Raw genomic sequence first — 23,501 nt, forward strand, 5'->3', positions numbered from 1 at the left:
TTAAACTGAGATCAGGAGCAAGCGGATGACCATCATCGCACTCGAAGACGTCTGTATCATTTTCGGCAGCAATGTCGATGACGCACTTGCTCTTGCAGATCGCGGGGCCACCCGTTCACAGATTCAGGCTGAAACCAATCTCGTGCTGGGCGTACATAATTGCACGCTCAACATCGAGGAAGGCGAAATCCTCGTTCTGATGGGATTGTCAGGCTCTGGAAAATCCACGCTTCTTCGCGCAATCAACCGGCTTAATCCGATTTCGCGCGGGCGCGTTCTCGTGCGGGAAGGCGAGCGTGCAATCGACGTTGGCAAGGCTGACCGCGGAACCCTTCGCCATCTTCGCACCGAACTAGTCTCCATGGTGTTCCAGCAGTTTGGCCTGTTGCCATGGCGCACGGTCGAGGAAAATGTCGCTTTCGGCTTGGAAATTTCCGGCATGGGCAAGGAAGAGCGCCTTGCCAAAGCACGCGAGCAGCTTGAACTTGTTGGCCTGCAGGACTGGGCCAAGCGCAAGGTCGGGGAACTTTCCGGCGGCATGCAGCAGCGCGTCGGGCTTGCCCGCGCTTTTGCAACCGGCGCGCCGATCCTGCTAATGGACGAACCATTCTCAGCCCTCGATCCATTGATCCGCACGCGTTTGCAGGACGAATTGCTGGCCTTCCAGTCGCGCCTGAAGAAAACCATCGTCTTCGTCAGTCATGATCTCGATGAAGCCATGAAGATCGGCAATCGCATCGCCATCATGGAAGGCGGGCGTATTGTTCAATGCGGCACGCCGCAAGAAATTCTCCTGCAGCCTGCCGACGAGTATGTCGCTGATTTCGTCGCCCACATGAACCCGCTTGGCGTGCTTCGAGCTGGCGACATCATGGTGCCTTTTGATCGCAATGCAGCGCCACGTCCTTTTGCAGCAACCGCCCGGCGGGAAACGCTGGTACGAGAACTGATGAATGCTGTAGCGGACAGCAGCGGTGATGTTGGCATCATTGAAAACGGCACCATCGTCGGCAAGATTGCGGCAGATGACATCGTGCGCGCCCTCGCCTGGCATCAACAGCGCGGCACATAAACACACCTATGAAACGTGAACGAGTATAAGGGCCAGCGTGCCGAACAGGGCCAGCAACGCTACGGAAAGAATGATCAGAAAAATACGCATAGAATACCTATGTTAGAGCCTGAATCAAAAAGCGGCAGGCCGTGGCGAAAATGGTGATTTTCGAGTACCGGAGCGCAATGCACTTAACGTGCATGAGCACCGGAACACAGAAAAGCGCCATTTGCAGACCGGCATGGCGACTTTTGGAACAGGATCTTATATAAATGCAATAAGCATACTAACTTAGACGAGAGCTACAGAAGCAGAACTCGTCGCCCAAAAAATAGCGGATAATATTACCGATACGAAAGAAACAACAAAATAAAAATACATAACAATTCCAATTTAGATTTATAAAAATGTAGTCTCCTATACTTTAATAGCCCGTACATTACAACACTTTGGATGCAAACAAAAAGCCGCACATTTCCATGTGCGGCTTTTTCATTTTAGAGCGCGTTCCGATCAAATTGAACTGGATCGGCACTCTGACTGTTTATTTCTAGGTGCATCTTATCCGAAAGCCGGTTCTCGCTTTTGGGAGACTGCCCCGGCCTGCGTATAAATATGCGTCAGCTATGGGCTGCCTGTCTCGCAGCGGCACGCGCTTCAACACGAGCCCGAATAGCATCGACATCCGCGCGTGGCGTCGCAGCAAAGAGCTTCTTCGTATAGTCATGCTGCGGGTTGTTGAAGACGTCGTCACGCGAACCGTATTCGACCACCTCACCGAAATACATCACCATCACCTCATCGGCGATGTAGCGCACGACCGAAAGGTCATGGCTGATGAAGACATAGGTAAGACCGAACTCTTCCTGCAGATCGGATAACAGGTTGAGGACCTGCGCCTGCACCGAAAGATCGAGCGCGGAAACCGGCTCGTCGAGAATGAGCAGCTTCGGGTTGAGCATCAGCGCACGCGCAATGGCGATACGCTGGCGCTGACCGCCGGAGAACATATGCGGATAGCGGTTGAAGTGCTCGCGCCCGAGGCCGACCTTCAACAACATCTGCATGGCCTTGGCGCGCCGTTCTTCCGCTGACATGTTGGTGTTGAGCAGCAAAGGCTCTGCCAGCACGTCGCCGATTTTCTGGCGCGGATTGAGCGAACCATATGGGTTCTGAAACACGATCTGCACCTTCTGGCGCATTTCGGGTGTCAGGCCGTCGCGAGCAATGTCCACATCCTTGCCGCCGATCTTCAGCTCGCCAGACGTCTGCGGATCGATCATGGTGAGAATGCGCGCCAGCGTGGACTTACCGCAACCCGATTCACCGACAATCGCCAGTGTCTTGCCCTTTTCGACCTTGAAGCTCACGCCCTTGACGGCGTGAACTACCTTCGGCTTGCCGAACAGGCCGCCGCCAACGTGATAATCGCGCTTGATATCGCGCGCCTCGAGAACAATCTCGCTCATCGCGCTTCTCCCGCACCATTATTTTCAAAGACGAAATCGGATACCGTCGGAAGACGATCGCCGGTCGCATTTTCCGGCAGGGCGGACAGCAGCGCACGTGTGTAAGGATGCTTGGGCGCGGAGAAAAGCGACAGCACGTCGGCATCCTCCATCTTGTGCCCCTTATACTGCACGATCACACGGTCTGCGGTTTCGGCCACCACGCCCATATCATGAGTAATCATGATGAGGCCCATGCCGTGTTCCACCTGAAGCCGCATCAGAAGATCGAGGATCTGCTTCTGGATCGTCACGTCGAGAGCCGTCGTCGGCTCGTCGGCGATGAGAAGCTTGGGGTTACACGCAATCGCAATCGCGATCATGACGCGCTGGCACTGGCCGCCCGACATCTGATGCGGGAAGCTTTTCAAGCGTTCCGCTGCATCCCGAATGCCGACGAGCTCCAGTAGCTCGATGGCGCGTGCACGGCTCGCCGAGCCGTTCATGCCCATATGCTGCTTCAGCACTTCCTCAAGCTGATAACCCACCGTGAAGCAGGGATTGAGGCTGGCGACAGGTTCCTGGAAAATCATCGAAATGTCACGACCGATGATCTTGCGGCGTTCCTTGTCGGACATTCCCTGCAAGTCCTTGCCATCGAAGGTCATGGTGTCTGCGGTAACAGTTGCCGTCTTGGGCAGAAGACCCATGACCGCAAGCATGCCGACGGACTTTCCTGAACCGGACTCGCCGACAATCGCAAGCACTTCGCCTTTGTCGACTCTTATGTCGATCCCATCGACCGCCCGGAACGGGCCTGTAGAGGTATCGAAAGAAACCGTGAGGTTCTTGATTTCAAGCAGAGCCATCGATCAGCTCCTCTTCAGTTTCGGGTCAAGCGCATCGCGCAGACCGTCGCCGATCAGATTGATGGCGAGAACAGTAATCAGGATAGCAAGGCCAGGGAAGGTAACGATCCACCAGGCGCTGGTGATGAACTCGCGCGCCGATGCCAGCATGGTGCCCCATTCCGGCGTTGGCGGCTGTGCGCCCATGCCAAGGAAGCCCAATGCCGCCACGTCGAGGATAGCGTTGGAAAACGACATCGTCGCCTGCACCACGAGGGGCGCGAGACAGTTCGGCAAAATGGTCTTGAACATCAGGCGCAGCCTGCTTGCACCGGCAAGCTTGGCCGCCGTCACATATTCCCGTTCCTTTTCTGCCATGACGGCGGCGCGGGTGAGACGCGAAAAGTGCGGCAGCAGAACCAGCGTGATCGCTAGCACGGCATTGATGAGGCCGGGTCCCAGAATAGCCACCAGAACCAGCGCCAGCAGCAGCGACGGGAATGCCAGAATCACATCCATGATGCGCATGAAGACCGTATCGACACCGCCACCGAAATAGCCGGTGATAAGGCCGATGGTGATGCCGAGGCACATCGAAATGATAACGATGACAAAGCCCACGAGCAGCGAATATTGCGCGCCATAGATCAGGCGGGACAGAATATCACGGCCAACCTCATCCGTTCCAAGCAGGAACTGGGTCGAACCACCTTCCTGCCAGAAGGGCGGTAGCTTGATGTAATCGCGGAACTGATCGACAGGACTATGCGGCGCAATGACCGGCGCCAGAATGGCCACGAGAATGACCGCCATAAAGACGTAGAGGCCGATAACCGCGCCACGATTGACGCTGAAATAGAACCAGAAATCCTTCAGCGCGCGCATCTTGCCGATGTCGTTTGCGGCTTCCGGCTGAATAGCTGAGTGTGTCATGTTACCCTCACTTATGCCGGATACGCGGATTGATCAGGCCGTAGAGCAGATCAACCACCAGATTGACCACCATGATGATGGCGGCAATCAAAAGCAGACCGCTCTGCACGACCGGATAGTCGCGGCGGAAAATGGAATCGAGCATCCATTTACCGATGCCAGGCCAGGAGAAGATGGTCTCCGTCAGGATTGCACCGGCCATCAACACACCGACCTGCAAGCCGATTGTCGTGATGACGGGGATCATGGCGTTGCGCAGCGCATGAATGCCCACGACGCGACGGGTCGGCAGACCCTTGGCGCGAGCGGTGCGCACATAGTCCTCGCCCAACACTTCCAGCATCGCAGAGCGCGTCTGGCGCGCAATGACCGCGAGTGGAATCGTTGCCAGCACGATGGTCGGCAGGATGAGATGCGAGACCGCCGAAAGGAACGCGCCTTTCTGGTCCGACATCAGGCTGTCGATCAACATGAAGCCCGTCACCGACGGGAAGAAATACAGGAGCGAAATGCGGCCCGAAACCGGAGTCCACTGCAAAATGCCGGAGAAGAAAATGATGAGCAGCAACGCCCACCAGAAAATCGGCATTGAGTAACCGACCAGCGAAATGCCCATAAGGCCCTGATCGAACCAGGAACCGCGCTTGACAGCAGCGATGACGCCTGCGGGAATACCGAGGAAAATGGCCAGAATGATCGCGCAGATCGACAGCTCTACCGTAGCTGGAAACAGCGTGAAAAATTCAACGAGAACGGGCTTCTTGGTCACCAGAGACTGGCCAAAATCGCCGTGCAGCAGGTTCCAGACATAATCCAGATATTGCTGCCAGATGGGGCGGTCAAAGCCGAGCTGCGCCATCAGTTCGGCATGGCGCTCAGGGCTTACGCCACGTTCGCCTGCCATCAGCAGGACGGGATCGCCGGGCAGGACCCGGACGAAAGCGAAAGCAACGATCGTGATGCCAACGAAGGTCGGCACCAGATAGATGAGTTTGTTTAATATAAAACGAAACATACAAAAACTCCGACCGGGTGCGGAGGAACCCTCCACACCCGGCCGCTGGTGTTGTCAGATTTTACTCGGAAATATCGACTTCTTCGAAGCGATAGTCACCAAGCGGGCTCTGCTTGAAGCCCGTAACCTTGGCCGACATCGGCACGAAGACCGTCGAGTGAGCGATCGTGTTCCAAGGAGCCTGCTCCTTGAAGATCACCTGCGCCTCTTCGTAAAGCTTGGTGCGCTCTTCCTGACTGGTCGAGATCTTGGCCTTCTGGATCAGATCTTCGAACGGCTTGTAGCACCACTGGGCGCGGTTGTTATTGCCAACGCCGGCGCAGCCGAGAAGCGTGCCCATGAAGTTGTCCGGATCGCCGTTGTCGCCAGTCCAGCCGAGGATAACGGAACCGTCGCGGTCTTTGTCGGACGACTTCTTGAGGTATTCACCCCATTCCATCGAAACGATTTCGGCGCTGACGCCAACCTTGGCCAAATCGGACTGCATGAGTTCAGCAGTACGGCGGGCATTCGGCATGTAAGGACGGCTGACAGGCATCGCCCACAGCTTCATTTTCAGATCCTTGACGCCAGCAGCTTCAAGAGCCTTCTTGGCAGCTTCCGGATCGTACTTGTCGTCCTCGACCTTGTCGTTATAGCCCCACATTGTCGGCGGGATCGGGTTCTTGGCAACCTGGCCCTGCCCCTGGAACACGGCATCGACGATGGCCTGCTTATTGATAGCCTGGTTAAGCGCCTTGCGGACTTCCGGCTTATCGTAAGGTGCCTTCAGCGTGTTATAGGCGAAATAAGCCACGTTCAGGCCAGCCTGTTCATCAACCTTGAGGTTGGAATCGGCCTGGAGGCCCTTGATGTCAGCCGGGGCCGGATAGGACATCAGGTGGCATTCGCCAGCCTTCAGCTTCTGCGCGCGCACAGCCGGATCGGTCGTGATTGCGAAGACGAGATCGTCGATCTTCGGCTTGCCACCCCAGTAGTTTTCGTTGGCCTTGAAGCGAACGACGGCGTCCTTCTGGTAGGCGACGAACTGGAACGGGCCAGTGCCGACCGGAACCTGATTGAGGTCGTCCTTCTTGCCGTCAGCGGCGAGCTTATCGGTGTATTCCTTCGAAATGATCGAAGCGAAAGGCATCGAGATATTGGCGAGGAACGGCGCTTCCGGACGGTTCAGCATGAACTTGACGGTGTAATCGTCAACCTTGACGATGTCCTTGATCAGGGCACCCATTTCCATGCTGTCGAAATATTCGTAGGTGATGCCAGCGGTGTACTGGTGCCAAGGATTGTCCTTGTTGCGCATGCGATCGAAGGAGAAGATCACGTCGTCGGCGTTGAAATCGCGGGTCGGCGTGAAATAATCGTTCGAATGGAACTTGACGCCCTTGCGCAGATGGAAGGTGTATTCCAGACCATCGTCGGTAACATCCCAGCTTTCTGCGAGACCCGGCACAACTTTCGTCGTTCCGTTTTCGAATTCGGCAAGGCGGTTGTAGACCGGATGAGCAGATGCGTCGAACGTATCGCCACCGGTATAGGCAGCCGGATCAAAGCCTTCAGGCGAAGCCGGCGAGCAATATACAAAGGTCTTTGCCGATGCAGCACCGCTCATCAGAGCCACCAGCGCGGTTGCTGCCAGGAGTTTTTGATAGAATTTCATTATTGTCCGCCTCCACGGAAAATCATGCCGCGCGCACCCCATTGCCCGCAGCTTGCGCTTATCGAAACGTGTGGACCGTCACTTTGCAAGCGCAATTTTTAGAACCAGTTCATATTCTCAACCGAATATAGCCATATTCGTTAGATTTTTATTCTACTAACTGGCGCGATTTCGGAAAATTGCGCTAAAGCTCTCTGATTTATAATATTATTCGCAAAACCTGCATAGGGTTATGCAACCTTTGCATCATCGACTCAGGCGCGACACTGACACGTCTTCATCAATTGTAAATTGCTCGCAATATCGGCAGATCATCACATTTATCGCACCGAATTCGCTGGTTCTTTAGAAGCAGGGGTATTATTAAGTGGATTGTATTAGTCATATTTGAGTCCAGCAAACATGCCCGAAACCAATCCAATCCGCCCGACGACGCCAGAAGCCATTCAGCTTGCCAAAACATTGCTGAGAACATCACGTTACGGCGCTAGTGCCGTCTTCGATGCATCCACCGGTCGGCCGCTTGCAAGTCGCGTTGCCGTTGCGACGGACACAGATGGCACGCCGTTAATCCTCGTTTCGGGGTTGGCGGCGCACACACCGGGCCTGCTGGCAAATCCCGCCTGCTCGCTTCTGCTGGGTGAAGTCGGCAAGGGAGACCCTCTCGCTCACCCGCGCGTCACTTTGCACTGCAGAGCACAGAAGGTCGAAAAGGCGGCACCAGACTATCCACGCATTCGCCGGCGCTATCTCAATCACAATCCGAAAGGTTCGCTCTATGTGGATCTGGGAGATTTCGCATTCTTCCGGCTTGATCTGGAAAGCGCCAGCTTGAATGGCGGATTTGGCAAGGCATTCAACTTGACGCGGGACGACCTGCTTTGCAAAGCCTCCATCAGCGCGGATTTTGCTGAAAGCGAACAAAACGCACTCGACGAGCTGAACAACCACCACGCACCCGCCATCACACAACTTGCTCAACAGCTTTTGAAAGCAGGCGCTATTAAAGATCAACAGAAAGTGATAGGTTTGGACCCTGATGGTGCCGACATCGCCAATGGCGACCTCGTTCTGCGCTATGTGTTTCCGCTGCGCCCTGATTCCGTAAGGGAAGCTGTTACAGCACTGACCAAACGGTAAAATAAAGCCCCCTGAAACAAAAACGCATTCTTTTTGGGACGAAATTGCACGTCTTTACTCTGGATGGAATATAAGCAAGGGCTTTTCAAATTCGGCATATAGTATTATTTTCAATATGCATGCTTATGAAAATTCGCATGTATATTTCAACTTTGTCCAGTCTTACGGGGGTATGACGGCAAATGAGCAACGAAGATACTTTCTTTGATTTGATTGAAAACGTAGATCAAGCCGCTGATTTTCTATCGGCACTTGCTAACAATAAGCGATTACTAATTTTATGTAAGTTGCTTCACAATGAAATGTCGGTAGGTGCACTTGCCAAGGCGATTGACCTTAGCCAATCCGCTTTGTCTCAGCACCTGGCAAAATTACGAGCTCTCGACCTCGTTTCAACCCGTCGTGACGCGCAGACCATCTACTATATGGTCTCTTCGCCGCATATCGAGTTGATGTTGTCGACGCTCTCGAGTCTCTATATGAGTCCAACGCCGCGCAGACACAATCTTGCGGCAGTCGCTCACGCATAACAATATGAGGTCACAGCCGTGCGATGAACGAAATTTCTCATTCGCACGGCTGCGTCTGGAAGATCGACGATCCGGACGACATCCGCCTTTCCCCCTATCGCAGCATCCGCGAAAAAGATCTTGTAGGGCGCCAGCAGCGGTTTATCGCTGAAGGCAAGGTGGTTCTGAACGTCCTGTTCTCATCTTCGGCGCGCTTCGAGACCGAATCGCTGCTTGTTCTGGAGAACCGGCTTGCAGGTCTCAGCGAACAACTCAACCAATTGCCGCCAGGCGTTCCTGTTTATTCTGTCCCGCAAGCTGTTATGGATGCTGTCGCAGGATTTCATGTTCATCGCGGTATTCTTGCAGTAGGCCGTCGCAAGACACAGCCGAGCCTCGATGCGATGTTGGATGCCCTGCCCACGAAATCGCTCGTTGTCGTTTTGTGCGGCATTTCCAATCACGACAATGTCGGCTCTATCTTTCGCAACGCAGCCGCTTTTGAAGCCGATTGTGTGCTTATGGACGAAACCTGTTGCGACCCGCTCTATCGCAAGGCCATTCGCGTATCGGTCGGCGCAACGCTAAAGGTCCCTTACTTCCACGGCGGAAGCATCGATCAAATTATTGCCGTACTGGGCGATGCCGGGTTCAATTTGCTGGCGCTCAGTCCGTCATCTTCGCTCAGCATCTATGATGCCACCAAGCACGATCGCCACGCACTCCTGCTTGGCACAGAAGGTGAAGGATTGCCGCCTCGCCTTCTTAATAAACTGCAAACGGCCAAGATTCCGATGTCCACTATGTTCGACAGCCTGAATGTTGCAACTGCATCAGGCATCGCCTTGTCACGTTTCAGCAAGTTTCAGTAGACTTCTCGTTTCCCTGACAACGACAACGCGACCAACCGGCCGTCGATGGCTGCCAAACCTGCTGCGATCATTGCCATGCCGATGAAATGCTTGGTTTGCAACGTTTCGCCAAGAAAGAGCGCTCCAAGCAGGATCGCACTGACCGGAATGAGAAACGTCACCAGCATGAGATTGACTGCACCCGCCGTCGCCAGAATGCGGAAAAAGAGAACGTAAGCGAGTGCTGTCGAAAGCAGCGCAATACCGGCAAGCGCTCCCCAGACTGCAGCGCTCGGAGCAGCCAGCGTCCAGGGATGATCCACCAGCAGGGTTACAGGGATGAGCATGATCGTCGTTGCTGTCACCTGGCCGGTGGCCGTTATCAGGGGCGCTACTCCCAGCGCTTTGAAGCGCCGCCCAAAAATACCTGCCAACGAATAGGAGAATGCAGCACACAGAATCGCAAGCTGCGGCCACAGCTTGCCTCCGATTCCGCTGATAGCATCGGGGCCAATCATGATTGCGACCCCGCAAAAGCCGATCAAGACACCAGCGATCTTGTTTCGGGTGATCTTTTCGTCCGCAGTCAAAAAATGCGCGACAATAACGCCGAAGAGCGGTGTCGTGGCATTGAGGATGGAGGCCAATCCACTGGCGATCTGAGTCTGCCCCCAGACGATGAGACAGAATGGCAGCAGATTATTGAGAAAGCCCATACCGAAAAACGCCAACCATATGCGGCGATCTTTCGGTAACGATAGGCCCATCATGCGAATTAACACCACCAAAGCGAGCGCAGCCAGCCCGACCCGGAGCGTGACGATAGTAAAAGGTGGCAACTCTCGTACGGCGATGCCGTTGAAGAAAAATGAACCGCCCCAAAGAACGGACAGGACAAGAAGCATCGCCCACTCCTTCCATCCCATCATCTTTTGCACCGTCATTTTCAACACCTCTGAAGCCAAAGCTTAAGTTCCGCCCACTATGAGCTTAGATTCACTCAGTGCAATTGACTTCCCGTTTATCGTTTTCAAATTCCAGAGCATATCTCTCGAAAGAAGGAACCGGCTTCAGGAGTTAGCATCTAGCTGGAGCAGATAAAAAAAGCGGGCGCTCTCGCGCCCGCTTTTCATTCATCAATCGGAAACTTGGTCAGGCCGCAGAAGCACTGGCCGCGTTGGCAACAAGACGGCGCAGCATTTCCTCAGCTTGTGGTTCGCGTTCCGAACGGCCAATAAAGCCGCCGCCAAAGACGCGGGCAGTGTTGCTTTCATCGGAATAAAGCACGCAGGCCTGCCCCGGAGCGATGCCGCTTTCGCCATCAACCAGCTCAACCCAGGTCTGGCCATCGGCATGGCGCAGCACGGCGGGGCGTGGCGGTCGGGTAGAGCGAACCTTGGCGAAAACTTCCATTCCACTTTCCGGAAGATCATCGATCGGCGCATCGCCCAGCCAGTTGATGTCACGCAGGAAGACCTTATGCGTTTCCAGCGCTTCACGCGGACCGACGATAACCCGCGCATTGGCGGCATCGAGATGGACGACATACAGCGGCTCACCCGTGGCGACGCCGATACCGCGACGCTGGCCGACCGTGTAATGCACGATACCGTCGTGGCGGCCGAGCGTGCGGCCATCGATATGGACAATATCGCCCGGATTGGCCGCTTCCGGCTTCAGCTTGGAGATAATGTCGGAATATTTGCCCTGCGGTACAAAGCAAATGTCCTGGCTGTCCTGTTTCTTGGCAACAGTCAGGCCCATTTCCTCTGCGATTTCACGCACCTGAGCCTTCGGCAAGTGGCCAAGCGGAAAGCGCAGATAGTCGATCTGCTCCTGCGTGGTTGCAAACAGGAAGTAGCTCTGGTCACGATCCGTATCGACCGGACGATAAAGCGCGCGGTGCGCACCATTGGTGCGGCTACGGATATAATGTCCCGTTGCCAGCGCATCGGCACCAAGATCACGCGCGGTCTGCAGAAGATCAGCAAACTTTACCGTCTGATTGCAAGAAACGCATGGAATCGGCGTTTCGCCGCTAACGTAGGAATTCGCGAACGGGTCGATCACGGCTTCACGGAAGCGTGCTTCGTAGTCGAGAACATAATGCGGAATGCCGAGGCTTTCCGAAACGCGGCGGGCATCTTCGATGTCCTGTCCCGCGCAGCAGGAACCAGCGCGATGAACAGCTGCGCCATGATCGTAAAGCTGCAGCGTCACGCCAACGACATCGTAACCTTCACGTTTGAGAATCCCGGCCACAACAGATGAATCGACGCCGCCCGACATGGCGACGACAACGCGCGTGTCTTCCGGCTTTCCCGGCAGATCGAGGCTGTTCAGGCTCATGATTGATTCCAGCTTCCGGGCATGCGCCCTGCTTCTCAGAATTTAGGTTTCTGCGCCTTATATAGGCTAAAGTGCGGCAATTTGCCAAGGGTCCGAGAGCAATCATTGTCCAGATTGCGACAAGCGACACACACTTCCCCGTGAAGTTTTCGGTTTATACGCCGTAAAAATGCCCGCAATAGGGCGAAAACGAATATTTTTCCAAGTGTTACCAGAGCGTTACCAGCTGCTTAGGTAATTTTTAAAGCTGTCACGCTAGTCTCACACTCGATTAGGTCCTTGAGTGTTGTGTAGAGAGTACAATGACCGATCTGGTAAGACCGCGTATAAAGTATGTTATCGGTCCTGATGGCAGCCCGCTGACCATCGCGGACCTCCCCCCCGCCAATACAAGGCGCTGGGTCATCCGCCGCAAGGCTGAAGTCGTCGCTGCTGTTCGCGGCGGGCTTCTAAGCCTTGAGGAGGCATGCCAGCGTTATACATTGACGGTGGAGGAATTCCTTGGCTGGCAATCCTCGATCGACGAGCATGGTCTCGCCGGCCTCAGGACCACCAGAATTCAACAGTATCGTCACTAAAGCCTGTCTTTCCAAAAGCGAAGACGAGCTTTGGAAGAACGGTACCATGACCAGGCGGAGCAATAACTTCCGCGATGGATCTGACAAATCGAAAACCGGCCCACGTGGCCGGTTTTTATTTGCACATTCCGTTCCTATGTTGTGAACTTGGTGTGTTAATCCAGGCACATAATGTTCAGGAGGATGGCATGAGCGGGAATATCGAGATTCGCAAGGAAGACAGCTCTGACGGTGGGCGTTATGTGGCTGTTCTCGACGGCAGCGAAGCCGAAATGACTTATACGAAGCTCGGCCCTTCCCTGGTATCCATCGACCATACTTTCGTACCGGATGCGATGCGCGGCAAAGGGATCGCTCAGGCGCTTGCCAAGAACGCTGTTCTGGACGCACGCCGGAGCGGCTGGAAGATTATCCCGCGCTGCAGCTTCATGCATGCACAAGCCATGCGCCATCCCGACTGGGCCGATGTTTTAGGCAAGGAATAGCGGCTGATGCATGTCTCCAAAAGTGGGACCGGTTTGGAATAAAGACATGCATGAAAACAAAAGCTTAAAGCGTGTTGCGCGAATACAATAAAACGCGACGCGCTTTAGATAGAAGATTTATTGCAAATCGCGTATGCGGCGTGCCAGGCTTTTGGAACTGGTCTTCTTGCCTTTTCCTGTGCCGGATTTTTCTGCCCCCTCAAGAATTGAATGGATCGGGGATTCTGGTCCTTCTTTTTCGGCGGTCACGGCCACCATGCGAGCGGCAAGCTCAGCCATTTCTTCACGAAGCGCTGCATTCTCGCGTTCGATTTCAGCGAAATCCGCGCTGTCATTCACGCCAGCATTCTTACGGCTATAGCGCTCGATTTTTTCCTGCGCGTCGGAAAGCTCGGATATCAGTTTCTCAAGCTTTTGCTGCAGTTCACCGTTGCGTCGCTTTTCGCTTTTCAACTCCGTCTGCGCCGAGGTCAACTGGGTCGAAACCTCGTTGTAACGTGCCGCGGCTTCCTTGCGATCTCGACGCATTTCGGTCATCTCGTTTGTCAGACGGCTGTATTCCGTCTCGCTTCCACTTATTTCGATACGCAAGGTATCGGCCAATCCCTCGAGCGCGCTGTAGTGGCTCTGCATCCGTTCCAGTTCCGCCTGGAGGATTTCTGCCTTTTCAAGTGCTGTATCGCGCGCTGTTTTGGCTTCCTTCGTCACCCGCTCATGCTCTGCAAGTTGCTTCTCGATACCGGCCTGGCTTTCCTCGAGCAGCGGGATGCGTTTCAGCTCTTCATATTGCCGGGCAAGCGTCACCTTCTGTTCCGCATTCTTGTGACGTTCGAGCTTCAGCAGTTGTTCCTGCCGGCTGACCGCAACGGCGTGTTCGGCACGCAGCCCGTCCCGGTCAGCGCGAATCTCGGCCAAGGTTATAGGCAGTTCGGCCTGAACCTGCCTGCGCGCCAGAAAGAACGCGCGTCGCCAGACGGACGGGCCGAGTAGAATCACGACGAAAACCGCCACAAGAACGCCGAATATGAAAAAGAGAGCGGACTGGATCACGGTTTCAAACGGGCCCGAGCGGTTTCAGACAAGCATTGACTATTCATAGTGCGCAGTCGACCGTCTTTCCAGCCAGCAAAAACAATCACCGGCTGAAAAGACACCTATTCGCAACTAATCCTTAGAACGGATTCCACGTCGGCGCGGCGGAAAGCTTCAGATAACCGATATTCACGCCGAGCCTTGCGCCCACACCAGTGCGAATCGGCACCAGCATAATGTTCTCGCGTTTCAGGACATTGAAGCCGACGCCCGCAATGACATAGGCGGAACCTGCAACACCAGCATAACGGCCGTAAAGGTTCTGGATGTCGTCGAGATTATAGACGAGCATCATCACGCGAGAACCCTGCCCGCCGAAATCCCAGCCAAGCGAGGGGCCTTGCCAGTAAGTCTTATGGTCGCCTGCGTTCTTGGTATAGAGCGTACCTTCTCCATAGGTCAGGCCGCCGATGAAAGCGCCGGAACCTTCTTCACCAAGAATATAGCCGTTGGGCAGACCAAAACTCTGGAACGCCTTCTCGACCGCACTTGCGATACCGCCCGAAGTCGACCCGAAGAACCTGTGACCAGATTCAACGATTTCCTCGGCAGTGTATGTGTTCTGTGCTCTGGCCTGATTTGGCAGAGCGATGAAAGAAACAAACAGCGCCGCAAAAAACGCAACGAAGCACGCCGCATTGCGGAACCTGATTTGCGACAGGGATTGTATGGCCATGTAAAATTCCTTTTGGCTCTCCGCTCCTCTGTCTGACGGCCCTGTTAAAAGCCAGACCACGTCTCTTCCGGACATTTTGGTCGAATCGCGCCTATTCTAGACCCGAATTTATTGTCCAAACCTTTAAGCATCGAAATTGGCTTTACGAAGGCATGCAATTTCCGGTCTTTTTTCACACTGATGTGAGGGAATGCCGGGGCTAGTGGATTGAATTTGACATTTGAATCGCGGCTAAATGCAGATGCTGTTTCAAACGTCAAATTCGAAAAATCCACTAGATAGATATAGTTGCTAGTGGTCTTTTTGATTCCAACATTTGTCTGATGCTTGTAGCCGAGGAATGCAAATGTCGGCATCAGACCACTAGTCGGATCGAAAAGAGAGCTTTGTTGCGGCGGTCCGATGGCCCGTGTATCCAGTTAAATCGATATTCCGGGCGATTCGCCCACCCTCATGCAGCGCGCAAACTCTGGCTTTGCGGGCTGTTTCGTTAACCGATAACGGTCTGCTCATCCAACACGCTGGGACGAGCAGAATCGATCCGCGTTCCGGAGAAAACGCCATGCCAATGCCCGTTACCCTTTCCGCGCTCGACCTCGGTGCGCTTCTGTGCAGCAGGATCTGTCATGACATCATTTCGCCGGTTGGCGCGATCAATAACGGCCTGGAACTGCTGGAAGAAGGCGGAGCAGACGAGGACGCGATGGCGCTCATCAAGTCGAGCGCACGTAACGCCTCCGCCCGCCTTCAGTTCGCCCGCATCGCTTTCGGCGCCGCAGGCTCGGCCGGCGTGCAGATCGACACAGGCGACGCGCAGAACGTCGCTACTGAATATTTCAAGAACGAAAAGCCGGAATTCACCTGGGAAGGCACTCGCGTCCTTCTGCCGAAGAACAAGGTCAAGCTGCTCCTGAACATGCTCCTGATCGCCAATGCTGCCATACCGCGTGGCGGCTCGCTGGCCGTGCGCCTTGAAGGCGGAGATACCGAACCGCGCTTCGTCATCACTGTGAAGGGTCGCATGCTGCGTGTTCCGCCAAAGTTCCTTGAGCTTCATTCGGGCGCTACCCCGGAAGAGCCGATCGACGCCCATTCCGTCCAGCCTTACTATACCCTGCTTCTGGCCGAAGAAGCAGGCATGAAGATTTCCATCCACGCCACTGCAGAAGATATCGTATTTTCTGCTGAATAAGCGCCCCGGAGCGCGGGGCCGACCCGCGCTCATACTGGCAAACCGCAATAAAACCCTCTATCAGTCAGGCGATGCATTTCTCGTCAGGATATGCGTCAGAAGATATTCGTCGAAGGCGTGGCAGCCGGCGCGCATTTGTGGAGGGGGACTGCATGGCGAATGAATCAATGACAGGTTATTGCCTGCTGGTTGACGACTCCTCCGTCATTCGCAAAGTCGCGCGCCGTATTCTTTCCGAAACTATTGCAGAATTTGCTGAGGCATCAACCGGTCGGGAAGCGCTTGAAGCCTGTTTTTCGCACATGCCAGACGTCATCCTGCTCGACTACGACCTCCCCGACATGACGGCGCTGGAGGTTGTGACCGAACTGCGCGCCATGCCAGGCGGCGACCGCCCCCACATCATCCTGTGTCTTTATGAACTCGATGTGACCCGCATCATGCGGGCGAAGCGTGCAGGCGCCAATGGCTATATTCTGAAGCCGTTTGACCGCGCCTATCTCACCGAACAGTTTGCAGGCGTTCTGTCAGCTTAATTCCGGAAATAGCCACTTCAAAAAGCAAAAGCTCCGCCGAAGCGGAGCTTTTTACATTTCGAAGCCTGTTGCCGATCAGGCGCTTTCACGCATTTCTGCATCCGGCTCACGCAGCACATAGCCGCGACCCCAGACCGTCTCGATATAGCTCTGGCTACCGGAAACAGCATCAAGCTTCTTGCGCAGCTTGCAGATGAAGACGTCGATAATCTTCAGTTCCGGCTCGTCCATGCCACCATAGAGATGGTTGAGGAACATTTCCTTGGTAAGCGTCGTACCCTTGCGGAGCGAAAGAAGCTCCAGCATCTGGTATTCCTTGCCTGTCAGGTGAACGCGCTGGCCGGAAACTTCGACCGTCTTCGCATCCAGATTGACCACCAGATCGCCCGTCGTGATGACCGACTGAGCATGTCCCTTCGAACGGCGCACAATCGCATGAATACGTGCGATCAGCTCGTCCTTGTGGAACGGCTTGGTCATGTAGTCATCGGCACCGAAGCCCAGACCGCGAACCTTGTCCTCGATACCGGCCATGCCGGAAAGGATAAGGATCGGCGTCTTCACCTTGGACAGACGCAAGGTGCGAAGAACTTCGTAACCAGACATATCCGGCAGGTTCAAGTCCAGCAGGATGATGTCGTAATCATATAGCTTGCCGAGATCGATGCCTTCTTCGCCCAGATCGGTCGTGTAGACATTGAAACTCTCGGACTTAAGCATCAACTCGATGCTCTGTGCGATAGCACTGTCGTCTTCAATCAAAAGGACGCGCATCTCTTATCCCCTTTCCGCAGCCGACCCGATGTCCCTCACGGCAGCACACGGAACTATCGTTGCCTTTGCATGAAGGTGCCAGCAAATGGTTAACAAAATATGATTCTGCTTGGCAAGCATATTTCTGCCCTGTTTAGAAAATTCTCTTACGCGCCTGAATCATAAAGACATTCTCTTCCTCATGACTCTAAAGCATCGCATTAAGAATCTTCGCTAAACGATTCATCTGACTCTAGCTTTCGCCTGTTGCCGAAAAACCACACGAGGTTTACCGAGCCTTAAGTCCTAACGCGTATGATTAACTTCGCCGGTAAAGGAATGGTTACCAAACGAGCGAATTCTTAACTTTTTGTTTCGCTTGTTGAGCCATTTCGGAAGAACGGCTGCGATGATTTCCCCTTTAGGGGGTTGAATTCGCAAGGAGATTCGGGGGTGAGCCGGGTGTGTTTTACCTGTTTACACCTGTTAATAAAGTCGGGGGGAACGCCCCAACACATGAAAGCTGGTTGGTGTTCAAGGAGTATTGCGTATGAAGCCACGTGAAAGCCTAGTCAGGCTGAAACTGTTCCAGGTGAAGGAAAAACGCCGTCAACTGGGACAGCTCGACCTGATGATCGGCGAGTTCGAACGGATGGCCGGAGAACTCGACGCCCAGATTCTGTCGGAAGAGAAAAAAGCTGGCATCACTGACATCAATCATTTCGCCTATCCGACCTTCGCCAAGGCGGCCCGCCAGCGACGCGACAATCTCTTCGTATCGATTCGCGACTTGATGTCCCAAAAGGAAGCGGCCGAAGCCGAATTATCGGCTGCGGAAACCGAACTGACGAAAGCCGAAGCGCTCGAAGAACGTGATGGCGGCAAGGCCCCGCGGGAAGTGATCGAGCGCCCTGTCAACCAGCGCCGCGCCATGATCGGCTGATCGAAGTGATCACGGGGTAATGCAATACGCTGCTTTTCTCGAAAAAGCAGCGTATTGCCGTTTGCTGCAAACACCTCATCTTCCTCAGTATATTGATGTTTAGAAATCAATGTTTCTTGATTAAAATCGGGTTTGCATAGCTCTCTCGCCAGATGTAGTGAGGAAGAGCAATGCAGAAGACCTCCCCTTCAGGGCCGAATTCGACCCCAAGCAAATTTAACTTCAAGGACAGAGCCAGACCGATCCAGTGGGTCTTTCTGGTCGTATTTTCTGCCATTCTGATTTTTGCAGGGGAAGAGCTACAGCTGCCTGCAGCCATGCTTCTGGGTGCGATGGTCGGCGCAATCCTGATGGGCGCAGGCGAAAGCAACTTGCGGGTTCACCGATGGCTATCCCTGGGAGCGCAGGGCGTCGTCGGGTGCCTCATAGCCCGTTCAATCACGGCTGAGTTTTTCACCAGTATGGGGCAAAACCTGCCCGTCATCCTGTTATCCGTCGGCTATGTACTGTTTACCAGCACATTTATTGGCTACCTGCTCGCACGGTTTCGCATTTTGCCGGGAACAACTGCCGTGTGGGGCTCTTCTCCGGGTGCCGCCACCGCGATGACGCTGATGGCTGAAGCCCATGGAGCGGATGCTCGTCTCGTCGCCTTCATGCAATATCTGCGCGTGGTGCTGGTCGCCACAGCCGCTTCGCTTGTCCTGCGCCTCAGCGCAGGCGTGGAAACCGTTGCGCCTGTCGAGATCGTCTGGTTTCCGCCCATCGACTGGTCCACCCTTGGACCGACGTTGCTTCTGATCGTCGGCGGCTCATTCCTTGGTGAAATCCTACGCATCCCGACCGGTGCCATGCTCGTCCCGCTGATATTGGGGGCACTGCTTCAGGACACCGGTTTCATCACCATCGACCTGCCACCATGGCTGCTCGCGGTCAGCTACTTGCTTATAGGCTGGCGCATCGGCCTCGGCTTCTCACGCGCCATCATCGCTCATGCCGCGCGGGCCTTTCCGGCAGTTCTGACATCCACGCTGCTCCTCATTGCCGTTTGTGGACTGTTCGGCATGGCGCTCGGTCACGTGCTGGGCCTCGACCCGCTTACCGCCTATCTTGCCACCAGTCCCGGCGGGGCCGATACGGTTGCGATCATCGCAGCATCCAGCAGTGTCGATCTGCCCTTCATCATCGCGATGCAGACCAGCCGCTTCTTCATCGTGCTACTGGCAGGCCCTGCCATCGCCCGCTTTGTCGCCGCGCGCATCGATAAGCGGATTACGAAGAAGAACATTTAACAGCCAGATTGCCGAAACTGGCGGGGCCGTGTTAGGCTTTCGGCATGACACAGGTTTGCACCCATCTCATGTTTCAGGGCAGTGCAGGCGCAGCTCTGGAAACATATCGTTCGATCTTTCCCGACTTCCTGATCGAGTCGATCAAAACCTATGACGAAGCGAGCGGCAGTCCCGGCAAGGTGCAGATAGCGCGCGTGACTTTTGCCGAACACCGGCTGATCGTGATCGACAGCCCCATCCCGCACCAGTTCGATTTCAATCCATCCATATCGCTGTTCATCGATTTCCACGATGAGGAAAGCCTGACCAGCGTTTTTGAGAAGCTTTCAGAAGGCGGCGAGACGCTGATGCCGCTCGACAATTATGGGTTCAGCAAGCTTTTCGCCTGGATCAAGGACAAATACGGCGTTTCCTGGCAATTGAACTTGCAAGCCTGATTAGAGCATAATCCGACCGGAGTGAAACGAGGATCGATAAGATTATGCTTGAAATAGAAGAAGTTAGAGCGCCGATCTGATCCAATCAGATCGAAACGCGCTCTAAACAGAAAACCTGGCTTTCGCCGGGTTTTTCATCAATCAGATTGGAAACTGATCAGGCCTTCTTGCCGTGGAAACCACGGATAGCGCCGATGATCTTGTCATGATCGGCTTCCGACAAATAGGGGTGCATCGGCAGGCTCAGAATACGGTTCGGCAGGCTTTCCGAAACCGGAAGACCGCCCGGCGCAACCGGATAATGCTTGTATGCAGTCTGCTGATGCAGCGGCTTCACGTAATAGATAACCGAAGGAATGCCTTCCGCCTGAAGATGCGCCTTCAGACCATCACGGTTTTCGCTTTCGATCGAGTACTGAGCCCATGCCGAACGGTTTCCAGCCGGAAGTGCCGGAACCTTGACGACATCCTTCAGCGCTTCGTTGTAGCGCCTGGCAATACGGTCACGTGCTTCCATTTCGTCTTCCAGAATTGCAAGCTTTTCAAGAAGAACAGCAGCCTGGATCGTGTCGAGACGCGAGTTGATGCCAATACGGACATTGTCGTACTGGGTTTCACCCTTGCCGTGGAACAGGACCGAACGCAGCGTATCGGCGAGTTCGGCGTCGTTGGTGAACATGGCACCACCGTCGCCATAGCAGCCGAGCGGCTTGGCCGGATAGAAGCTCGTCGCGCCGACATGGCCGAAAGCACCGCACATGACATTGTCACGCTTGCCGCCGATCGACTGCGCAGCGTCTTCAATGACGAACAGGCCTTCGCGGTCGGCGATAGCGCTGATGCGGTTATAATCGGCAGCCAGACCGAACAGATCGACCGGAATGATCGCCTTCGGCTGCAGGCGGCCTTCCTTCCGGATAGCGGCGATGGCAGCTTCAAGCTGTTCGACATTCAGATTGTATGTATCCGCGTCTACGTCGATGAAGACCGGCTCTGCGCCGACCAGCGCAACAACTTCCGCCGTGGCAGCAAAGGTGAAGGACGGAACGAAGACGGCGTCACCTGGCCCGATGCCGCGTGCCATCAGGGGCATCTGCAAGGCGTCGGTGCCGTTGGCACAGGCGATGACATGTTCCACGCCCAGATACTCGCCGAGTTTCTTTTCGAATTCGGCCACTTCCGGTCCAAGAATATAACGGCCTTCCGCAACAACCTTGGAAATGGCGGCATTGAGACGGTCTTCGATACGCGCGCGCTGCGCTCCAAGATCAATAAACTGCATGTTGGCTCCAATATATCTGGCCCGCACAATTCGATATGCGAATCCTCGGCAACCTATTTATTCACTTGCGCCCTGCCCCGCTACGGCCAGAGCGTTCAAAGTTTTGCGATTCCTGTAACACCGCTTGACGCAGATTACTCGGACCGCACGGCTCCCTTTTAACGCGGGTGCCGGACAGTACCTTCCGTGAGAATGCGCAGCACGCTGATCGCTTCCTTGCCATCGGTCCGCGGCTTCTCGCGTGTCTCGATGCAATGCATGAAATGCTGCAATTCACGTGTCAGCGGCATGCCTTCCTCGACCTGGATATAGACCGGCTCGACGGATTTGAAAGACCACTGGTCGTTTTCCCGCCAGACTTCATGGCTGTAGAGCGCAAGCTTGCGATCCCATGGCTCGCCGTCGTCGAATACGGCCATGCCCTTTGTGCCGGTGACTGTCAGGCGGCGCTCACGATAGGCATTGAGGCGTGACGCAAACAGATGGCCACGGATGCCATTTGGAAAATCGAGATGAAGATGGGCGATGTCGGTAAGATGATCGAGCGTCGCAACACCCTCTCCGCGAACCGCGCTCGGTTCTTCTCCGGTGATGGCCAGGATCATCGAAAGATCGTGCGGCGCAAGATCCCACAGGGCATCAAACTCGTTGTGGAACTTGCCGAACCCGACGCGATGCGAATGCACATAGCGAATATCGCCGAGTTCGCCGCTTTTCACCATGTCGAGAAGCTTTTCGAAGGCCGGATGGAAACGCAGCACATGGCCAACCATGAACACGCGACCATTTTCGCGGGCAGCTTCCACTTCGGCTTCTGCAGCCGGAATGTCGAGTGCGATTGGCTTCTCGACCAGAACGTCCTTGCCGTTCTTCACTGCCTGAATGGCATATTGTGAATGAAACTGCGCTGGCAGTGCCAACACGATGCCGTCAATGTCCGGACGCGTGAATAATTCTTCGACAGGAACACTGGGAACATTGAACTCGGTCGCGAAGCGTTCCGCCTGTTCTGCCCTTGAATCCGAGACTGCCTGAAGGGCACCGAGACTCTTCAGGGTACGAATGTGATTGCCGCCCCAATAGCCGCAACCCAAAACCGCAATACGAGGTGCCATAAAACTATGCCTTTGCTGATGCAAAGTTCCTTATCGGTGCAAATGATAGAAAACAAGACGAAAGCTATGCGAAGAGTGCTTGACAGCTTTTCATTCCGCACATATACCGCCGCCATTCCTTGCAGGAACAACGATTTGTCCCACCGGAAACGGCGATCATGAAGTTGTCTCTGTAAAGCGACGCGTGGCGGAGTAGCTCAGTAGGTTAGAGCAGAGGAATCATAATCCTTGTGTCGGGGGTTCGAATCCCTCCTCCGCTACCATCGCTCTCCCTCTCCAGACATTTGTACCATATTCACATAGCTTGACCGGCTATTGGTGCGCTTTATGTTGTGCGCGTCATTGTTTAACGTCGGCACGTTCATGCAAATTATCGCTCTCGATCATGTTCAACTGGCAATGCCTGAAGGTCAGGAGCAGAAAGCGCGCGATTTTTATGGCTCGATCCTCGGCTTCGTGGACGTTCCAAAGCCTGAGAATCTCGCGGCGCGTGGCGGTTGCTGGTTTGAGAAGGGAGCAATCAGGCTTCATCTGGGCGTCGAGCGCCCTTTCTCGCCCGCACGCAAGGCGCATCCTGCATTTCTGGTCGATGACCTGCACGAAATGATTGCACATCTGACGCAAGCAGGCATCGAAACTATCGTGGACGAGCCGCTGCAAGATTATGATCGTTGCTACATCCACGACCCATTCGGCAATCGTATCGAATTGATGCAGAAGATAGCCTGACGGCAATAGCCATCAGGCTATAAGTTTTAATTCGCTGCGGCAGCGATGATACGGCAAAGTCCTTCGCGTACCACCGACTTGCTAGTCGCCTGCCCCGCCTGAATACTGAAGATCGCGTCGACACGAGTGCCCTTACCCTGCGCTCGTGCCGTGACGCGCAAGGTCTGGATACGGCCCGATCCAGTCGTTTCCTGAAAAGCGTCTATGGAAGCGAGCTGCTTGTTGATCTTGATACCCGAAAACCCTTCAGCTGCGACGGCTTGTGCCAGACGCTGCAAGGCTGTCGATGATTTCACACCGGCAAAGCTTTGTGTCGAGCGATAGCTAATCGCAGTTACGAGCGGAACACCCTCGGACTTGAAATTCTGTTCGCACGAAGCGGCAAAGCCTACCCCGGTTGTCGCAAGGGTCAACAGACCCGCAAGCAGAAACACCCGCATTCATCTCTCCCTCAACTATATTAGACAGTTGGACTATTAAATCGTGGCGGCGGTTTCGCCAACGGGAAGTTGATGGCCATGCGGCAACACTTCACTGGATTGTAGCCGGTGCAGCGACTATATCCGCCTCAGAGTCCGCTTTCCGGC

General features: G+C 54.7%; 25 protein-coding genes, 1 tRNA gene and 1 pseudogene. 13 read left to right on the forward strand and 14 right to left on the reverse strand.

Annotated elements, in window-relative coordinates; genetic code table 11:
• The first annotated feature begins 25 nt into the window (after positions 1 to 25).
• Positions 26 to 1,072 carry a choline ABC transporter ATP-binding protein gene (gene choV, locus MKS82_RS16690; protein WP_109987265.1) on the forward strand — a complete coding sequence of 349 codons (1,047 nt, stop codon included), beginning with the start codon at positions 26 to 28 and terminating at the stop codon, positions 1,070 to 1,072.
• Positions 1,073 to 1,175: 103 nt separating this feature from the next.
• Here the strand turns inward: choV and MKS82_RS16695 are convergent.
• The 6 genes and pseudogenes from MKS82_RS16695 to MKS82_RS16720 form a co-directional block, all read right to left on the reverse strand.
• Positions 1,176 to 1,283 (reverse strand): annotated as a pseudogene (locus MKS82_RS16695) (flagellar basal body P-ring protein FlgI); the annotation flags it as partial.
• Positions 1,284 to 1,674: 391 nt separating this feature from the next.
• Complete coding sequence (locus MKS82_RS16700) at positions 1,675 to 2,523, reverse strand: dipeptide ABC transporter ATP-binding protein (protein WP_109987266.1); 849 nt, start codon at positions 2,521 to 2,523, stop codon at positions 1,675 to 1,677.
• Complete coding sequence (locus MKS82_RS16705) at positions 2,520 to 3,371, reverse strand: ABC transporter ATP-binding protein (protein ID WP_109987267.1); 852 nt, start codon at positions 3,369 to 3,371, stop codon at positions 2,520 to 2,522. Before MKS82_RS16705 ends, MKS82_RS16700 begins: the two co-directional genes overlap by 4 nt.
• Before the next feature lie 3 nt (positions 3,372 to 3,374).
• Positions 3,375 to 4,283 carry an ABC transporter permease subunit gene (locus tag MKS82_RS16710; RefSeq protein WP_104756074.1) on the reverse strand — a complete coding sequence of 303 codons (909 nt, stop codon included), beginning with the start codon at positions 4,281 to 4,283 and terminating at the stop codon, positions 3,375 to 3,377.
• Between the two features lie 7 nt (positions 4,284 to 4,290).
• Positions 4,291 to 5,298, reverse strand: coding sequence for an ABC transporter permease subunit (locus tag MKS82_RS16715; RefSeq protein WP_109987268.1), 1,008 nt, complete (start codon positions 5,296 to 5,298; stop codon positions 4,291 to 4,293).
• Between the two features lie 61 nt (positions 5,299 to 5,359).
• Positions 5,360 to 6,955, reverse strand: a complete 1,596-nt coding sequence (locus tag MKS82_RS16720) for an ABC transporter substrate-binding protein (protein ID WP_109987269.1) — start codon at positions 6,953 to 6,955, stop codon at positions 5,360 to 5,362.
• 402 nt (positions 6,956 to 7,357) lie between these two features.
• Here MKS82_RS16720 and MKS82_RS16725 point away from each other — a divergent pair, with 402 nt between their 5' ends.
• The 3 genes from MKS82_RS16725 to MKS82_RS16735 all read left to right on the forward strand — a co-directional run bounded on the left by MKS82_RS16725 (position 7,358) and on the right by MKS82_RS16735 (position 9,476).
• On the forward strand, positions 7,358 to 8,095 hold the full coding sequence (locus MKS82_RS16725) for a HugZ family pyridoxamine 5'-phosphate oxidase (RefSeq protein WP_109987270.1): 738 nt from the start codon (positions 7,358 to 7,360) through the stop codon (positions 8,093 to 8,095).
• A 182-nt stretch (positions 8,096 to 8,277) separates the two neighbouring features.
• Positions 8,278 to 8,625 (forward strand): ArsR/SmtB family transcription factor, encoded by a 348-nt coding sequence (locus MKS82_RS16730; protein ID WP_109987271.1) that lies wholly within the window; start codon positions 8,278 to 8,280, stop codon positions 8,623 to 8,625.
• A 23-nt stretch (positions 8,626 to 8,648) separates the two neighbouring features.
• Positions 8,649 to 9,476: a TrmH family RNA methyltransferase gene (locus tag MKS82_RS16735; RefSeq protein ID WP_109987272.1), complete on the forward strand. Its 828-nt coding sequence runs from the start codon at positions 8,649 to 8,651 to the stop codon at positions 9,474 to 9,476.
• On the opposite strand, the gene MKS82_RS16740 is transcribed toward MKS82_RS16735, so the two are convergent.
• Positions 9,470 to 10,399, reverse strand: coding sequence for a DMT family transporter (locus MKS82_RS16740; protein WP_181394265.1), 930 nt, complete (start codon positions 10,397 to 10,399; stop codon positions 9,470 to 9,472). The two genes, MKS82_RS16735 and MKS82_RS16740, sit on opposite strands and share 7 nt — an antisense overlap.
• 208 nt (positions 10,400 to 10,607) lie before the next feature.
• The gene (gene mnmA, locus MKS82_RS16745) at positions 10,608 to 11,804 is read right to left on the reverse strand and encodes a tRNA 2-thiouridine(34) synthase MnmA (RefSeq protein WP_181394266.1); all 1,197 of its coding nucleotides are present in this window, start codon (positions 11,802 to 11,804) and stop codon (positions 10,608 to 10,610) included.
• 302 nt (positions 11,805 to 12,106) lie between these two features.
• On the opposite strand from mnmA, the gene sciP reads away from it, so the two are divergent.
• Both sciP and MKS82_RS16755 read left to right on the forward strand, forming a co-directional pair.
• Positions 12,107 to 12,382 carry a CtrA inhibitor SciP gene (sciP, locus tag MKS82_RS16750; protein ID WP_010659559.1) on the forward strand — a complete coding sequence of 92 codons (276 nt, stop codon included), beginning with the start codon at positions 12,107 to 12,109 and terminating at the stop codon, positions 12,380 to 12,382.
• A 188-nt stretch (positions 12,383 to 12,570) separates the two neighbouring features.
• Positions 12,571 to 12,867 (forward strand): GNAT family N-acetyltransferase, encoded by a 297-nt coding sequence (locus MKS82_RS16755; RefSeq protein WP_109987273.1) that lies wholly within the window; start codon positions 12,571 to 12,573, stop codon positions 12,865 to 12,867.
• 117 nt (positions 12,868 to 12,984) lie between these two features.
• Here MKS82_RS16755 and MKS82_RS16760 read toward each other — a convergent pair whose 3' ends face one another.
• On the reverse strand, positions 12,985 to 13,893 hold the full coding sequence (locus MKS82_RS16760) for a hypothetical protein (protein WP_181394269.1): 909 nt from the start codon (positions 13,891 to 13,893) through the stop codon (positions 12,985 to 12,987).
• Positions 13,894 to 14,038: 145 nt separating this feature from the next.
• A complete protein-coding gene (locus tag MKS82_RS16765) occupies positions 14,039 to 14,635 on the reverse strand; it encodes a DUF1134 domain-containing protein (RefSeq protein WP_010659556.1) in 597 nt (198 codons plus the stop codon).
• A gap of 562 nt (positions 14,636 to 15,197) precedes the next feature.
• On the opposite strand from MKS82_RS16765, the gene chpT reads away from it, so the two are divergent.
• On the forward strand, positions 15,198 to 15,827 hold the full coding sequence (chpT, locus tag MKS82_RS16770) for a histidine phosphotransferase ChpT (protein ID WP_109987275.1): 630 nt from the start codon (positions 15,198 to 15,200) through the stop codon (positions 15,825 to 15,827).
• A 152-nt stretch (positions 15,828 to 15,979) separates the two neighbouring features.
• Positions 15,980 to 16,363: a response regulator gene (locus tag MKS82_RS16775; protein WP_109987276.1), complete on the forward strand. Its 384-nt coding sequence runs from the start codon at positions 15,980 to 15,982 to the stop codon at positions 16,361 to 16,363.
• Between the two features lie 75 nt (positions 16,364 to 16,438).
• Here the strand turns inward: MKS82_RS16775 and ctrA are convergent, their stop codons facing one another.
• Entirely contained in the window at positions 16,439 to 17,137 is a 699-nt protein-coding gene (ctrA, locus tag MKS82_RS16780) for a response regulator transcription factor CtrA (protein WP_010659553.1), read from the reverse strand.
• 529 nt (positions 17,138 to 17,666) lie between these two features.
• On the opposite strand from ctrA, the gene MKS82_RS16785 reads away from it, so the two are divergent.
• From MKS82_RS16785 to MKS82_RS16795, 3 genes are all read left to right on the forward strand, one after another.
• Positions 17,667 to 18,059, forward strand: coding sequence for a hypothetical protein (locus tag MKS82_RS16785; protein WP_006472627.1), 393 nt, complete (start codon positions 17,667 to 17,669; stop codon positions 18,057 to 18,059).
• Positions 18,060 to 18,229: 170 nt separating this feature from the next.
• Positions 18,230 to 19,351 (forward strand): AbrB family transcriptional regulator, encoded by a 1,122-nt coding sequence (locus tag MKS82_RS16790; protein ID WP_240579009.1) that lies wholly within the window; start codon positions 18,230 to 18,232, stop codon positions 19,349 to 19,351.
• A 44-nt stretch (positions 19,352 to 19,395) separates the two neighbouring features.
• Positions 19,396 to 19,788, forward strand: coding sequence for a VOC family protein (locus MKS82_RS16795; protein ID WP_109987278.1), 393 nt, complete (start codon positions 19,396 to 19,398; stop codon positions 19,786 to 19,788).
• 157 nt (positions 19,789 to 19,945) lie between these two features.
• Here the strand turns inward: MKS82_RS16795 and MKS82_RS16800 are convergent, their stop codons facing one another.
• Together MKS82_RS16800 and MKS82_RS16805 are read right to left on the reverse strand one after the other, a co-directional pair.
• Positions 19,946 to 21,070 (reverse strand): DegT/DnrJ/EryC1/StrS family aminotransferase, encoded by a 1,125-nt coding sequence (locus MKS82_RS16800; protein WP_109987279.1) that lies wholly within the window; start codon positions 21,068 to 21,070, stop codon positions 19,946 to 19,948.
• 158 nt (positions 21,071 to 21,228) lie between these two features.
• Positions 21,229 to 22,185: a Gfo/Idh/MocA family protein gene (locus MKS82_RS16805; RefSeq protein WP_109987280.1), complete on the reverse strand. Its 957-nt coding sequence runs from the start codon at positions 22,183 to 22,185 to the stop codon at positions 21,229 to 21,231.
• A 186-nt stretch (positions 22,186 to 22,371) separates the two neighbouring features.
• On the opposite strand from MKS82_RS16805, the gene MKS82_RS16810 reads away from it, so the two are divergent.
• Both MKS82_RS16810 and MKS82_RS16815 read left to right on the forward strand, forming a co-directional pair.
• Positions 22,372 to 22,448: transfer RNA gene (locus tag MKS82_RS16810), tRNA-Met, on the forward strand.
• 100 nt (positions 22,449 to 22,548) lie between these two features.
• Positions 22,549 to 22,914 (forward strand): VOC family protein, encoded by a 366-nt coding sequence (locus tag MKS82_RS16815; RefSeq protein ID WP_109987282.1) that lies wholly within the window; start codon positions 22,549 to 22,551, stop codon positions 22,912 to 22,914.
• A 26-nt stretch (positions 22,915 to 22,940) separates the two neighbouring features.
• Here the strand turns inward: MKS82_RS16815 and MKS82_RS16820 are convergent, their stop codons facing one another.
• Positions 22,941 to 23,354: a hypothetical protein gene (locus MKS82_RS16820; protein WP_181394267.1), complete on the reverse strand. Its 414-nt coding sequence runs from the start codon at positions 23,352 to 23,354 to the stop codon at positions 22,941 to 22,943.
• Between the last annotated feature and the right edge of the window lie 147 nt (positions 23,355 to 23,501).

It is taken from the genome of Ochrobactrum sp. A-1 (genome assembly GCF_022488005.1).
GTDB lineage: Bacteria > Pseudomonadota > Alphaproteobacteria > Rhizobiales > Rhizobiaceae > Brucella.

Bases quoted from the DNA above. Each gene is read 5' to 3' on its own strand.
- choV (WP_109987265.1), top strand. From the start codon at position 26: ATGACCATCATCGCACTCGAAGACGTCTGTATCATTTTCGGCAGCAAT.
- MKS82_RS16700 (WP_109987266.1), bottom strand. From the start codon at position 2,523: ATGAGCGAGATTGTTCTCGAGGCGCGCGATATCAAGCGCGATTATCAC.
- MKS82_RS16705 (WP_109987267.1), bottom strand. From the start codon at position 3,371: ATGGCTCTGCTTGAAATCAAGAACCTCACGGTTTCTTTCGATACCTCT.
- MKS82_RS16710 (WP_104756074.1), bottom strand. From the start codon at position 4,283: ATGACACACTCAGCTATTCAGCCGGAAGCCGCAAACGACATCGGCAAG.
- MKS82_RS16715 (WP_109987268.1), bottom strand. From the start codon at position 5,298: ATGTTTCGTTTTATATTAAACAAACTCATCTATCTGGTGCCGACCTTC.
- MKS82_RS16720 (WP_109987269.1), bottom strand. From the start codon at position 6,955: ATGAAATTCTATCAAAAACTCCTGGCAGCAACCGCGCTGGTGGCTCTG.
- MKS82_RS16725 (WP_109987270.1), top strand. From the start codon at position 7,358: ATGCCCGAAACCAATCCAATCCGCCCGACGACGCCAGAAGCCATTCAG.
- MKS82_RS16730 (WP_109987271.1), top strand. From the start codon at position 8,278: ATGAGCAACGAAGATACTTTCTTTGATTTGATTGAAAACGTAGATCAA.
- MKS82_RS16735 (WP_109987272.1), top strand. From the start codon at position 8,649: ATGAACGAAATTTCTCATTCGCACGGCTGCGTCTGGAAGATCGACGAT.
- MKS82_RS16740 (WP_181394265.1), bottom strand. From the start codon at position 10,399: ATGACGGTGCAAAAGATGATGGGATGGAAGGAGTGGGCGATGCTTCTT.
- mnmA (WP_181394266.1), bottom strand. From the start codon at position 11,804: ATGAGCCTGAACAGCCTCGATCTGCCGGGAAAGCCGGAAGACACGCGC.
- sciP (WP_010659559.1), top strand. From the start codon at position 12,107: ATGACCGATCTGGTAAGACCGCGTATAAAGTATGTTATCGGTCCTGAT.
- MKS82_RS16755 (WP_109987273.1), top strand. From the start codon at position 12,571: ATGAGCGGGAATATCGAGATTCGCAAGGAAGACAGCTCTGACGGTGGG.
- MKS82_RS16765 (WP_010659556.1), bottom strand. From the start codon at position 14,635: ATGGCCATACAATCCCTGTCGCAAATCAGGTTCCGCAATGCGGCGTGC.
- chpT (WP_109987275.1), top strand. From the start codon at position 15,198: ATGCCAATGCCCGTTACCCTTTCCGCGCTCGACCTCGGTGCGCTTCTG.
- MKS82_RS16775 (WP_109987276.1), top strand. From the start codon at position 15,980: ATGGCGAATGAATCAATGACAGGTTATTGCCTGCTGGTTGACGACTCC.
- ctrA (WP_010659553.1), bottom strand. From the start codon at position 17,137: ATGCGCGTCCTTTTGATTGAAGACGACAGTGCTATCGCACAGAGCATC.
- MKS82_RS16785 (WP_006472627.1), top strand. From the start codon at position 17,667: ATGAAGCCACGTGAAAGCCTAGTCAGGCTGAAACTGTTCCAGGTGAAG.
- MKS82_RS16790 (WP_240579009.1), top strand. From the start codon at position 18,230: ATGCAGAAGACCTCCCCTTCAGGGCCGAATTCGACCCCAAGCAAATTT.
- MKS82_RS16795 (WP_109987278.1), top strand. From the start codon at position 19,396: ATGACACAGGTTTGCACCCATCTCATGTTTCAGGGCAGTGCAGGCGCA.
- MKS82_RS16800 (WP_109987279.1), bottom strand. From the start codon at position 21,070: ATGCAGTTTATTGATCTTGGAGCGCAGCGCGCGCGTATCGAAGACCGT.
- MKS82_RS16805 (WP_109987280.1), bottom strand. From the start codon at position 22,185: ATGGCACCTCGTATTGCGGTTTTGGGTTGCGGCTATTGGGGCGGCAAT.
- MKS82_RS16815 (WP_109987282.1), top strand. From the start codon at position 22,549: ATGCAAATTATCGCTCTCGATCATGTTCAACTGGCAATGCCTGAAGGT.
- MKS82_RS16820 (WP_181394267.1), bottom strand. From the start codon at position 23,354: ATGCGGGTGTTTCTGCTTGCGGGTCTGTTGACCCTTGCGACAACCGGG.